This is a genomic window from Serratia sp. JSRIV004, from assembly GCF_019968705.1.
In the GTDB taxonomy this organism is placed as follows: domain Bacteria; phylum Pseudomonadota; class Gammaproteobacteria; order Enterobacterales; family Enterobacteriaceae; genus Chania; species Chania fonticola_B.
This window is the reverse complement of the sequence record NZ_CP074140.1, coordinates 5628042-5639876: the sequence shown is the minus strand read 5'-3', so window position 1 is coordinate 5639876 and position 11835 is coordinate 5628042. Positions and strand designations below refer to the sequence as shown.

10 protein-coding genes are annotated in these 11835 nt (G+C 55.8%); 8 read left to right on the top strand and 2 right to left on the bottom strand.

Annotation, left to right across the window (positions count from 1 at the left end):
* Nucleotides 1-31: 31 nt before the first annotated feature.
* Complete coding sequence (locus KGP21_RS26855) at nt 32-2164, bottom strand: intracellular growth attenuator family protein (protein WP_223536580.1); 2133 nt, start codon at nt 2162-2164, stop codon at nt 32-34.
* A 448-nt stretch (nt 2165-2612) separates the two neighbouring features.
* Here KGP21_RS26855 and nudE point away from each other — a divergent pair, with 448 nt between their 5' ends.
* The gene (nudE, locus tag KGP21_RS26850) at nt 2613-3167 is read left to right on the top strand and encodes an ADP compounds hydrolase NudE (protein WP_021807462.1); all 555 of its coding nucleotides are present in this window, start codon (nt 2613-2615) and stop codon (nt 3165-3167) included.
* A gap of 104 nt (nt 3168-3271) precedes the next feature.
* On the opposite strand, the gene mrcA is transcribed toward nudE, so the two are convergent.
* Nucleotides 3272-5830 (bottom strand): peptidoglycan glycosyltransferase/peptidoglycan DD-transpeptidase MrcA, encoded by a 2559-nt coding sequence (gene mrcA / locus KGP21_RS26845; RefSeq protein ID WP_059199458.1) that lies wholly within the window; start codon nt 5828-5830, stop codon nt 3272-3274.
* Nucleotides 5831-5951: 121 nt separating this feature from the next.
* Between mrcA and pilM the strand changes: the two genes are divergently transcribed.
* The 7 genes from pilM (at nt 5952) to aroB (ending at nt 11694) form a co-directional block, all read left to right on the top strand.
* Complete coding sequence (gene pilM, locus KGP21_RS26840; RefSeq protein ID WP_209523489.1) at nt 5952-6794, top strand: type IV pilus biogenesis protein PilM; 843 nt, start codon at nt 5952-5954, stop codon at nt 6792-6794.
* Nucleotides 6794-7330 carry a PilN domain-containing protein gene (locus tag KGP21_RS26835; RefSeq protein WP_223536577.1) on the top strand — a complete coding sequence of 179 codons (537 nt, stop codon included), beginning with the start codon at nt 6794-6796 and terminating at the stop codon, nt 7328-7330. Before pilM ends, KGP21_RS26835 begins: the two co-directional genes overlap by 1 nt.
* Entirely contained in the window at nt 7323-7832 is a 510-nt protein-coding gene (locus tag KGP21_RS26830) for a hypothetical protein (protein WP_223536575.1), read from the top strand. The genes KGP21_RS26835 and KGP21_RS26830 overlap by 8 nt, the downstream gene beginning before the upstream one ends.
* Nucleotides 7825-8181, top strand: coding sequence for a hypothetical protein (locus tag KGP21_RS26825; RefSeq protein WP_223536573.1), 357 nt, complete (start codon nt 7825-7827; stop codon nt 8179-8181). Before KGP21_RS26830 ends, KGP21_RS26825 begins: the two co-directional genes overlap by 8 nt.
* Nucleotides 8181-9428: a DNA uptake porin HofQ gene (gene hofQ, locus KGP21_RS26820; RefSeq protein WP_223536571.1), complete on the top strand. Its 1248-nt coding sequence runs from the start codon at nt 8181-8183 to the stop codon at nt 9426-9428. The genes KGP21_RS26825 and hofQ overlap by 1 nt, the downstream gene beginning before the upstream one ends.
* Nucleotides 9429-9980: 552 nt before the next feature.
* Entirely contained in the window at nt 9981-10502 is a 522-nt protein-coding gene (aroK, locus tag KGP21_RS26815) for a shikimate kinase AroK (protein WP_005271698.1), read from the top strand.
* A 94-nt stretch (nt 10503-10596) separates the two neighbouring features.
* The gene (gene aroB, locus KGP21_RS26810) at nt 10597-11694 is read left to right on the top strand and encodes a 3-dehydroquinate synthase (protein WP_021807469.1); all 1098 of its coding nucleotides are present in this window, start codon (nt 10597-10599) and stop codon (nt 11692-11694) included.
* Nucleotides 11695-11835 lie beyond the last annotated feature (141 nt).

Here is an 11835-nt window from a genome sequence, read left to right as displayed (position 1 = left end):
AGCCTAGTATAGGCGGATGGCAGGTTGGAGGCTACGCCATCGGGCGTATGGACATCGGGGTGAGCTGCGGGTTGAAGCAACTGTCGTAATAGCGCTGGATATCGGCGAGGCGATGTTGGTTTTTGCGCCTGCGTTGTACCAACCGCCAGGAGTTGTAACCCAGCACGACGACCAACACCAGCAACAGCAGGCTGGTGCCAAGATAGCGCCACAGGGTCACGATATCCGGTTCACTATGCAGGGCGATATGCCTAGTGCCGTTGGCATCGACAAAGATATTGGTGATCACCCCGTTTGCCCGGAACGGCGTATGTAGCAACATGCTGCTAAGACGCTGTAGTTCTTTCCATTGGTCGAGTGAGTTGTATTCGTTCAGCGGCTGTGTGGGCAAGGGATAATCCACCAACTGCTTGCCTTCGTCACTGGTAATCAAAAAACCGCCCGGTGGTGGGCTGTTGAGGGCCGCAGCGGCCTGACGGGTTTCCCGCACCACGAAGGCAGAGGTAGCCGCGTTACTCAGGTTTTCCAGCGATTCAGCACTGACCGGACGCAGCAGGACGTTAACGCCTTCCAGCGCCCCGGATTTGGCCCGTTTCACCAGGTTGGCCCAGTTCTTGACGTTACCCAGATTGACCAGCGCATTCTTCAAGCGCACACAGTCGGCCTTCGTGCCACACAGGTCCTGCGTTTTCAATACGATATCCGCAAAGTCATCCAACAGGATCATGCCTGACTTTTCAATGGCGCTGGCCAACTGTGGGTTCACTTTCTGCTCGGCACCGCTTGGGTGCAGTTGCCGGTTGATGGTGGCCATCAGCGCAGCTGCTTTATCGATCACTTCCGATTCGGGCTGTGGCAGCGGGGTCGCCGTATTCCAGTAGATCCCAGAACAATCGAAAGGCATAAAGCTTGGCGCAGTGGCGCTGTTGTTGCCCGAAGGAACGTAGCACATGCCGTTGCCCTGAATTTTCAGCCTATCGCCGATATGCAGTGGAATGGCCTCCAGCGCTTGAACGCTGGTGACTTCCGTTTTCTGTGTGCCCTGTAACCACGCGGTGCTCAATTTAGCGGGTAGGCTGAGTGGAATGTAGATTAACAGTAACAACAGCACCACGAGCGAACTGGCCGCTAATACGGCGTTCTTGCCCCAATGCTGCAAGGGGAAGTTTTTCACTTCGTCATGCAGGGAAAGATAGTGCCCTTGACGTACCACCTGCCGGTTGAGGTAGATATCCACATTGGTGGTTTTACCCAGGTCTGCATTCAGGTAAGGCAACCAGTGCGGGGGGTAGATCAAATCGATAATGCCAAAAGAGATATTACTGATTTGCCCCTGATTGGACTCACCGAATAACCCCCAGCGCTTTGGCGTGCCGCGCAGACAGTGCACCTCTTTCAGCTCTTTTTCGCTCGGGCGGCGCAACAGATGCCAGCAGCTCCAGACGATCATCAGCACCGCTACCAGAATGATCCAGGGGATCACTACCACCGGACTGATCAGGCTAAGGAACAGCAGCAGTAGGGCAGCAGAGATGAGGGCCGCTTCCTTGACGCCGTTCGGCCGGTTAAGCTCATGTTCCTCGCGGGTTTCCTTGCGAATGTTCACCAACTCAATATGTTCGCTCTCTTCTTTGCGGATGGAGGCGTTCCTTGTCGGGGTTGTAGTCACTACCGGCGAAGGTGGGCTGTCGTAAATATGATCCAGCAGCGAATGGCCGTTGAGTGAGATCACCAGCGGTAGAGTCTGGGTCTTGATCACTTCGACATGGTTATCGGCGCTGATGTACTGCTCCCAAAACGGAGGAAGATGGATCTCTTCCGAGTCGAGATAGTAGCGCCAGTTGTTGGGTTCATCGCTTGCCAGACCATAGCGGGTAATGGCATGGGTGATCGGGTAAACGTTGTCGCTCTGTGCGGTCAACGCCAGCCTGGCAGAAGGCAGGGAAGCGGAACCTGACAGCAGTTTGTTGCCCAGGCGGTTTTGTTGGTTGAGGTAATTCTCGATAGCTGCCCGCTCTGGCGCGGTCAGTTTGCGGTGGTTAGGTTTGACGAACGGCAGGATACCAGCCAAGGCTGGCTGGGGGCGGAATTTAAACCACAAGTAGAGGCCAGCAGCGATCAGGCAGGCTAGCGCTAAGGCCAATATCAACGCTATTGTGCTCATGCTATTCTCGTCCTACACCCATGAAACCGCCAATCTTACGCAAAGCCAGACATTATACGGAGTTAACCGCCCAGAGATAGAATGACCCACCGTTTAGTTGTTATCCGGCTCTCATTCGTGGCTATCGTTAGGCATTTACCGTACGATTTTTTAACCTGCACGAGCATAGCAATCCTCATGGTGTCCGGATATCAGGATTATCCTATTTGCCTACCTGTTTTTTTATCCACCGGGATAGCTGCTGGTCAGGTTTGTTAAAAAAAAGTAAATTACAGGCTAAGCTCGTTGCGGAAATGGTTCCCATTAACGCACAATGTGATCAAGATCGAGTTTAGCCAGTGGTTGACCCTTTTGCTGTCTGCCACAACGCGCATATTATTATCCTGGTTATCTGCCTGAGAGTACTGAGTATTCAGTGTATTAGGCGGTTAACCTATTTGAGGCAATCATGGATAAACAGCTGCAAAAACCTAAAATTCTGAAAGTAGAAACGGTCGCGCGCTCGCGTTTATTTAACGTAGAGTCGGTCGATCTGGAGTTCAGTAACGGTGTGCGGCGGGTCTATGAGCGTATGCGCCCTTCGGAACGCGAAGCGGTGATGATTGTGCCGGTGATAGGGGATGATTTGCTGCTGATCCGTGAATATGCGGTAGGCACCGAATCCTATGAGCTGGGCTTCCCCAAAGGGCTGATTGATCCTGGCGAAGGAGTGTTGGAAGCCGCTAACCGCGAACTGATGGAAGAAGTCGGCTTTGGGGCCGGGCGCTTTGATTTCCTCAGCAAACTGACGATGGCACCTTCCTATTTTTCCAGCCAGATGAATATCGTGCTGGCACACGACCTCTATGCGCAAAGCCTGGAGGGGGACGAGCCAGAGCCGTTACCCCAGGTACGTTGGCCGATAGCCAACATGATGGCACTGCTGGCGGAACCGGACTTTCGTGAGGCGCGCAATGTCAGCGCATTGTTCCTGGCAGAGGCATTCCTGCGCGGTTCACGCTAACCCTCCATCGATTCATCTGCTGTCAAATCCGCCTGGGCTCACAACATACGGCGCCCGCCAGTTAAGATAAAAAAATGGCCAGATTGCTCTGGCCATTGTCGTTTTTAGAACAGCTCGTGACTTTCGCCACCAGGGTCTGTCAGGGTGGTTCCGGCATCATGTACCGAGAACTCCGTGGGTTGAGTGCCTTCGATAAAGTACTCGGAACGGCTACCTCCGCCCCCGTTGGACAGTTTGCCGGTGCTCTTGTCGATGGTCACGCTGACAATCCCCGGCGGTGGAGTGACTTTCTGCTCTGGCAGGCCTTCCAGCGCCACCTTCATAAAATCATCCCAAGCCGGTTGAGCACTCTTCGCTCCACCTTCACCACCGGAAATCTGATCCGGGATGGCACCCGAAGCGGAGGCACGGCCAAGATTGCGGCGGTGATCGTCGAAACCGATCCACACCGATGTCACTGTTTCTGGGCCGTAGCCGGAGAACCAGGCATCTTTCGAACTGTTGGTGGTACCGGTTTTGCCGCCGATATCATGGCGTTTAAGATCGCGGCCTGCGCGCCAGCCGGTACCCATCCAGCCCGGTTCACCGAAGATATTGGTGTTCAATGCATCACGGATCAGGAACGACAGCGGGGTGCTGATCACGTGTGGCGCATACTGCTGGTCGTTATCTTGCTGCATCTGGGCCGGGGTTACCTGCTCAAGCTGTGGCATCGGGACGTTGGCATTGTTGCCTTCCTGCGATACCGCCACGTTCTCGACGTTATCATCGGAAAGCATGGCTGAACGATGCGTATCGCCGTAGATCACCGGCAGGTTGCAGCTATCGCAGACCACTTTCGGTTTGGCTTCGAATACCGCGTTACCCGTATCGTCTTCGATCTTGGTGATGAAGTACGGGTCAACCAGATAGCCACCGTTGGCCAACACGGCATAGCCGCGAGCCACCTGTAGCGGGGTGAACGAAGCTGAACCCAGCGCCAGCGATTCCGAATGCACGATGTTTTGCGCAGGGAAACCAAAGCGTTGCAGATATTCAGCGGCATAGTCCACGCCCATGGCGCGCATTGCCCGCACCATCACCACGTTTTTCGATTGGCCTAGGCCTTGGCGTAGTCGGATAGGACCGTCGTAAGTAGGTGGCGAGTTTTTCGGCCGCCAGTCGGTACCGGCACCGGCATCCCAACGGGTGATCGGCAGATCGTTGAGGATGGTGGCCAGCGTCAGGCCCTTATCCATCGCCGCGGTATACAGGAACGGTTTGATGTTGGACCCCACCTGGCGCAGCGCCTGGGTTGCGCGGTTGAACTTGCTCTGGTTGAAATCGAAGCCGCCGACCAACGCCTTGATAGCGCCAGTATTAGGATCGAGCGACACCAGCGCCGAGTTCACGTCCGGCACCTGTGACAGCCACCAGTTGTCGTTAACTTTACGCACCCAGATCTGTTGGCCGGGCTGCACCACGTCGGTGACGCGCTTCGGCGTAGGGCCTTGCAGCGTATCGCTCTTGAACGCACGTGCCCAACGCATGCCAGACATGGGGAGCGCAATGCGGCTGCCATCGGCCAGCATGGCGGTAGCCTGTTCGGCATCCGCCTGCAGGATCACCGCAGGAGACAGCGGGCCGTAGTTCGGCAGGTTCTTCAGTGAATCGACAATCTGTTTCTGATCCCAGGCAGGCTCACCCACTTTCCACAGCACGTTTGACGGGCCGCGATAGCCGTGACGCATGTCGTAGTTGAGGATGTTGTTACGTACCGCCTCCTGCGCACCTTGTTGCAGCCGCTTGGTGATGGTGGTGTAGACCTTGTAACCGTCGGTATAGGCGTTTTCACCGTAACGCTTGATCATCTCCTGACGCACCAGCTCTGAAAGATAAGGGGCGGAGAAGCTGATTTCCGGCGCATGGTAATTGGCTACCAAAGGTTCACTGCGGGCCTGATCGTACTGCGCCTGTGTGATGTAGCGCTCATCCAGCATTCGCGATAGCACCACGTTACGACGCGCTACGGAGCGATCGTGGGAGTACAACGGGTTAAAGGTAGAAGGTGCCTTGGGTAATCCGGCAATGGTGGCCATTTCGCTCAGCGTCAGTTGGCTGACATCCTTACCAAAATAGACGTGCGCGGCAGCACCCACGCCATAAGCGCGGTAACCCAGATAGATTTTGTTCAGATACAGCTCAAGAATTTCATCCTTGGTCAGCATCTGTTCAATGCGGATCGCCAGGAAGGCTTCCTTGATTTTGCGCATCAAAGTGCGTTCCGGGCTCAGGAAGAAGTTTCTGGCCAACTGCTGGGTGATGGTACTGGCCCCCTGCGAAGCATGGCCGGAAACCAGCGCGACCGAGGCGGCACGGAAGATACCAACGGGATCGACCCCGTGATGATCATAGAAACGGCTGTCCTCTGTGGCGATGAAGGCATGCACCATCACCGGTGGGATTTGGTCCAGCTTGAGAGGAATACGGCGTTTTTCACCATATTGGGCGATCAGTTCGCCCTCCGCGCTGTAAACCTGCATCGGGATTTGTAGCCGCACGTCTTTCAGCGTTGCGACATCGGGCAGCTGTGGCTCGACATATTTGTACAAGCCAAAAATCGAGGCTGCTCCCAGCACGATGCAAAACACTGCAAGGATTAAAAGATACTTTACGAACTTCACCTGAGATTTCCCATTTCATGTCAATTGGGCAGTTTATAAACAACCGCGCGGTAGTATAAAGGCAAGCCTGCAACATGGATATGTTCTTTTGTTATCTGAGGGTACGGAGGTGGGGGGAAATATGTTTTCTCAAACGTGGCAGGTGGGGTTGGATATCCAGGATCACAGCATCAGAGCGCTGGCTGCGCAGCGTCGGCGTAACGGTTGGCAATTGCGCCACTGGTGGCAACAGGCATTGCCGTATTCGGCGCTGCGGGCCGGGCATTTAGAGAGTTCTGCGATGCTGGTGGCGGTCCTCAAGCAGTGGCGTAGCCGGTTACCAAGACATATTTCCTTACGCATTGCTTTACCCGCGCAGCGGGTTTTACAGCAGACGTTACCCCTGCCGGATCTGCGCTTGCAGGAACCGGTTCGCCATGACTACATCACCACCCAGGGTCTGAAACAGTTCCCGTTAGACAGCCAGACGTTAGCAATGGATTACCGCCAGGCGCAGCCCAATACCCATCAGTTGCTGCTCACCGCGGCCCGCCAGCAGGAGCTGCAACAATGGCTGCATTGCCTGCAACAGGCGGATCTGCATCCCCAGGTGATCGATATCGCCCCCAATGCGCTAAGTATGATGGCCGCCTTTGCCGGCTTGGCTCCCGATGCCGGGCTGCTGCATCGCCTGGAGTCGGAATGGTTATGGGTAGCACCGCGAGCGATGTCCTTTGCTTATGGCGTCTTGCCTGCGGGGGAAGCCGTCGGCGTCAAGCAAGCGTTGGCAGCCCTGCGTTCAGCTTGCCCAGCCATGGGGGCTAAAGAGGTGTATTACAGCAGCGTGCTGGACGAGGCCGCGCCAGAGGGTGCCATGCCTTGGTCACCGTTCACGGCTTTCAGCCGCTTATACCCGCCGCTGCCCGCTCAGCCAATGGCGTTTGTTCTGGCTGGCGGGTTGGCTCTGCGCCGCGAGGATGCCTGATGTATCAGGTCAATCTGTTGCCCTGGCGCCTCAGACGGCAGCGGCAGCGCTACATCTTCTGGTTACGCTGCTTCGTTGCTCAATTGCTGCTGATGCTGGCTATGCTCACGGCAGCCTACTTTTTGCTGTTCTTCCAACAGGCCAGTCAACATTTGATATTGCAGGACTTAACGCAGCAACACACTGAGCTGGCAGAGCGTATTCAGCAGACTCAGCAAAAGATGGCCGAACTGGCCCGTTTGGCCGCAGAAAGCACCCGTTACCAGCATAATCGAGCGCACAACCTGCGTTACCTGTCGCTATTGCAGCAGCTCTCGGTAAGGCTGCCGGACACTTTGTGGCTCACGGGGTTTGAAGAGAACCCCAAGGGGATCTCATTGTGGGGGCAAGGTGGGGCGTATGTGGAGATCGTCACCTTTGAACGGCGGTTGGCCGCGCTACCTTTGTTACAGGGCTGTCGCCTGGTTGAAGTCACACAACGAAAGGAGGGAGGGTTGGCGTTCACTCTAACGGCACGCTGGGGGCAGGATGGATAAGCCCCTGCCAGACTGGCTGATCCCCTGGCTAGCCCGGCCTGGTTGGCAGTTGCTGGCGGCTCAATGGCTGGTATTAGCCGGGGTTGGGCTGTTGGCCTGCAGTGGGCTGATCTCGGGGGAATGGCAACGGTGGGAAAGGCTGGATGAGCAGCGTCAGCAGTTGGTACACCAGATTGCAGAGCGTCAGCAGCAACTTAGCCAGCTACCGCCGTTAGCAGAGCTTGAGCAGCGGTTGGGGCATCAGGTGTTGATCGTGCCTGATGAGCCGGGGGATTTGGGTACTCAGCTCTATCAGCTTGGGGGGCGGCTGCTACGTTTCCAGCAGCAGGAGAAACCAGCCCAACAAAAGATAAGGTTACAGCTAGATTTCGAGGGCTTGCTGCGCTTGCTGGAGGCGCTGCCCTCCACCCGCAGGATTGGGCAAATGAAGATCGAGAGGCAGCCCGAAGGGTTAACCACTCAACTGACTCTGATTAGCTCAGAAGAGGCGGTGGATGAATAAGGCGTGGTGGTTTTGGCTGTTGCTCTCGGCCCCGCTGTGGGCTGAACAGTATCGCGATCCGTTCCAGACACCGCTAACGGCGGCCTGCGCCGATCCTGCCGTTTCACCGGAGGATTGGCGGCTGAAAGGGATTATTGGCACGCCGGATTTGCGCTATGGCTGGGTGGTCACCCCGCAGGGGCAGTGGTTGGGGTTATTGCCCCAGCAGCGTGTGCTGGATGGTGATTGGCAAGTGATGGAGATCCAGCCCCGGCAGCTTGAACTCGTTGCGCAGGATAGGGCCGAAGCATGTCGGCCACGCACGGGTAGTGTGGTGCTCACGTTGGGGAAAAACCGTAAGGAAAAGTGATGAAAGGATATCAGTGGCTTTTGGTGGGGTGGCTGGTTCTCCCTTTGGCGGTGATGGCGGGTGTGCAGCAGGAAAAGCCGGTGTCACTGGTGTTCCATGATACTCCGGTCAGCCTGATTTTACAGGCGCTGGCGGAGTATCAAGATCTGAACCTGGTCGCTGCCGAGGGGGTCGATACCAATCTGACGCTGCGGTTGGACAATGTTCCCTGGCAGCAGGCGTTGGCCGTGGTATTACGCATGGGCAAGCTGACGATGACGTTGGAGGGCAATGTGATGATGGTTTTCCCACTGCCGGATGAACAGGAGCTGCTTCGTCGGCAGCGGGATTTGGCGCAGCAGGAGTCGCTGCACAACCTGACGATCACGCTGCAAAACGCGGAGGCCAGCGAGATAGCGCAGAGCCTGGATAGCCAACGTGGCAAATTATTGACCGAGCGTGGCAGCGTCGTGGTGGATAGACGCACCAACGCGTTGCTGCTGCGTGACACCGCTCAGGCGCTGGCCCAGTTGAAAACCTGGGTGGCAGAGATGGATGCCCCGCTGGAACAGGTGCAACTGGCTGCCCATATTGTCACCATCAGCAGCGAGAATTTGCGGGAGCTTGGCGTAAGGTGGGGCCTGGCGGCAGAAGAAAGGCCAGCCAAAAAGCTGCGGATAGACAATTTCAGCGTTGGTCTGCCGGTAGAGAACAGCGCCATAACGGCCGGTTTCCACCTGGCACGCATCAGCGGGCGCATTCTGGATCTGGAGCTGTCGGCGCTGGAGCAGGAAAATCAGGTGGAGATTATCGCCAGCCCGCGCCTGCTTACCGCACATCTGCAAACCGCCAGCATTAAGCAGGGCACGGAAATCCCCTACGAGGTGTCGAGCGGTTCCAGCGGTGCCACCTCGATCGAGTTCAAGGACGCGGTGCTGGGCATGGAAGTCACGCCGAAGATTTTACCCAATGGCCGCATCACCCTGGCGTTACAGATCAGCCAGAATATGCCCGGGCGTTCGATCAAACAGGGCGAAGGAGAGGCGCTGGCGATCGACAAGCAGGAGATTAAAACCCAGGTGACGGTGAAAGATGGTGAAACCATCGTCTTAGGGGGCATTTTTCAGCGTCAGCGCAACCAAACGGCCGATAAAGTCCCTGGCGTGGGCGATATCCCCTTGCTGGGATCGCTGTTCAAACGCAGCAACCAACAGCATAAAAGGCGCGAGTTGGTGATTTTCATCACGCCCACACTGGTTAAAGTCTAAATTGTCTCGATCGTGATGTTTGGCACGGTGGTGACGCCAAGTCCAAATGAGGGAAACCGACGAAAGTTGCCGTTAATCTGCCAAATCACGACATCCCGTGACTTTTTCAGATAAACTCCAGGCGGAGATCTCGCTGCAATGCTCGGTTCATGAGGTCTTGGTCCAAAATCCTAGCCGTTGAAAACGCTTAAAAGTTGGCAAGCAAATGCACTTTTTTTCGTGCCTTAGAGGCATCTGAGTTTGACGCTGCGGCCGATTTAGCTTACAAGGGTTACCGAATTGAGCACCGAGGTTTTTTTGTTAATGCTGTACCCGTCGTCTTCCAGGCTGAAACCTGGGATCCATAGGGTATAAGACGCCGTTAAAAACGTATGGTTTCCCTCCTGCGGCGTGGATAGTGATTTATTCGGTTGCCAAACTACCAAGAGTGTTGAGATAATTTTTCGTCTGATCTCGCACTATCGCTCATGAGGTTTCAGTTTAGGTCCCGCCGCTAATTTGATTGGCGGGGCGGGTTATCATTAACGAATTGTCTTAGTAATACCGAAAAACATGGCAGAGAAACGCAATATCTTTCTGGTTGGGCCTATGGGTGCCGGCAAAAGCACTATTGGCCGTCAGTTAGCTCAGCAACTCAATATGGAGTTTTTCGACTCCGATCAAGAAATTGAGCGACGTACCGGAGCTGACGTGGGCTGGGTATTCGACGTGGAAGGGGAAGAAGGTTTCCGCGATCGTGAAGAAAAAGTCATTAATGAACTGACGGAAAAGCAAGGGATTGTGCTGGCTACCGGCGGGGGCTCGGTTAAGTCGCGTGAAACGCGTAACCGCCTGTCGGCGCGTGGTGTCGTGGTCTATTTGGAAACCACTATCGAGAAACAGTTGGCCCGTACTCAGCGCGACAAGAAGCGTCCGCTGCTGCAGGTAGACTCTCCTCCGCGTGAGGTGCTGGAAGCGCTGGCTAGAGAGCGCAATCCGTTGTACGAAGAAATTGCAGATGTCACTATCCGCACCGACGATCAAAGCGCTAAAGTGGTTGCCAACCAGATTATCAACATGCTGGAAAGTAACTGATAGCGGGTTCCGTGTTGGCCGCGGGCAAATGCGGAAATTCTGATTGTGTTCCCCGCGTTGGCGGGGATAAACCACACCGAGAACTGAGCGCGACATGGAGAGAATTACCGTAACGCTTGGGGAGCGTAGCTACCCGATTACCATAGCCGCCGGATTGTTTGACGATCCGGCTTCTTTTATGCCGCTAAAGGCGGGTGAACAGGTCATGCTGGTCACCAACCAGACTTTGGCACCGTTGTATCTGGAGCGGATCCGGTCGGTGCTGGAACAGGGCGGCGTAGTGGTGGATCAGGTGATTCTACCTGATGGCGAACAGTATAAATCTCTGGCCGTACTCGAGCAGGTGTTCTCGGCGCTGCTGGAAAAGCCCCACGGTCGCGATACCACGTTAGTTGCCCTCGGCGGCGGCGTGATTGGCGATCTGACCGGCTTTGCCGCAGCGTGCTATCAACGCGGTGTGCGTTTTATCCAGGTTCCTACCACGCTGCTCTCGCAGGTGGACTCCTCCGTTGGCGGCAAAACCGCCGTCAATCATCCGCTCGGTAAAAATATGATCGGTGCCTTCTACCAACCGGCTTCGGTGGTGGTAGACCTGGACTGCCTGCGTACTTTACCGGCGCGTGAACTCTCCTCTGGTCTGGCGGAAGTGATCAAATACGGGATTATTCTCGATGGTGATTTTTTCGTTTGGCTGGAAAATAATATTGATGCGCTGGTTGCGCTGGATATGGACGCGTTAGCGTACTGCATCCGCCGCTGTTGCGAATTGAAGGCCGAAGTGGTGGCTGCCGATGAACGTGAAAACGGTCTGCGGGCGTTGCTCAATCTGGGCCATACCTACGGCCATGCCATCGAAGCCGAAATGGGCTACGGTGTCTGGCTGCACGGTGAAGCCGTGGCGGCTGGCATGGTGATGGCTGCGCAAACAGCACGTCGCCTGGGCCAGTTCTCGGCTGACGATATTGAACGGATCAAGGCGCTGCTGCTGCGCGCCGGGTTGCCGGTTTGCGGGCCGCAGGAAATGACGCCTGAGGCCTATCTGCCACACATGCTGCGTGATAAAAAAGTGTTGGCGGGGGCGTTGCGTTTGGTATTGCCGAAGGGCATTGGTGAAGCAGAAGTTCGTGGCGGTGTCGCCCATGAGCTGGTGCTGGCATCCATCGCTGACTGTTTACCAACACAGCGCGCGTAAGTCGGTTACACTCAATAACGTTAATGTTTCGCCAGGTCGATATGCAGCCGTTGCTCTGCTGCTATCCGGGCTGTACCTTGCCCGCCGGGCAATTCCATGGATGGCGTAATTTGACGCAGGTCGACAGTGCTTGAGCTTGCG

Excerpts from the sequence above, each read along its gene's own strand:
- aroK (WP_005271698.1), top strand. The coding sequence starts at position 9,981 with ATGGCAGAGAAACGCAATATCTTTCTGGTTGGGCCTATGGGTGCCGGC.
- KGP21_RS26830 (WP_223536575.1), top strand. The coding sequence starts at position 7,323 with ATGGATAAGCCCCTGCCAGACTGGCTGATCCCCTGGCTAGCCCGGCCT.
- nudE (WP_021807462.1), top strand. The coding sequence starts at position 2,613 with ATGGATAAACAGCTGCAAAAACCTAAAATTCTGAAAGTAGAAACGGTC.
- aroB (WP_021807469.1), top strand. The coding sequence starts at position 10,597 with ATGGAGAGAATTACCGTAACGCTTGGGGAGCGTAGCTACCCGATTACC.
- pilM (WP_209523489.1), top strand. The coding sequence starts at position 5,952 with ATGTTTTCTCAAACGTGGCAGGTGGGGTTGGATATCCAGGATCACAGC.
- KGP21_RS26855 (WP_223536580.1), bottom strand. The coding sequence starts at position 2,164 with ATGAGCACAATAGCGTTGATATTGGCCTTAGCGCTAGCCTGCCTGATC.
- KGP21_RS26835 (WP_223536577.1), top strand. The coding sequence starts at position 6,794 with ATGTATCAGGTCAATCTGTTGCCCTGGCGCCTCAGACGGCAGCGGCAG.
- KGP21_RS26825 (WP_223536573.1), top strand. The coding sequence starts at position 7,825 with ATGAATAAGGCGTGGTGGTTTTGGCTGTTGCTCTCGGCCCCGCTGTGG.
- hofQ (WP_223536571.1), top strand. The coding sequence starts at position 8,181 with ATGAAAGGATATCAGTGGCTTTTGGTGGGGTGGCTGGTTCTCCCTTTG.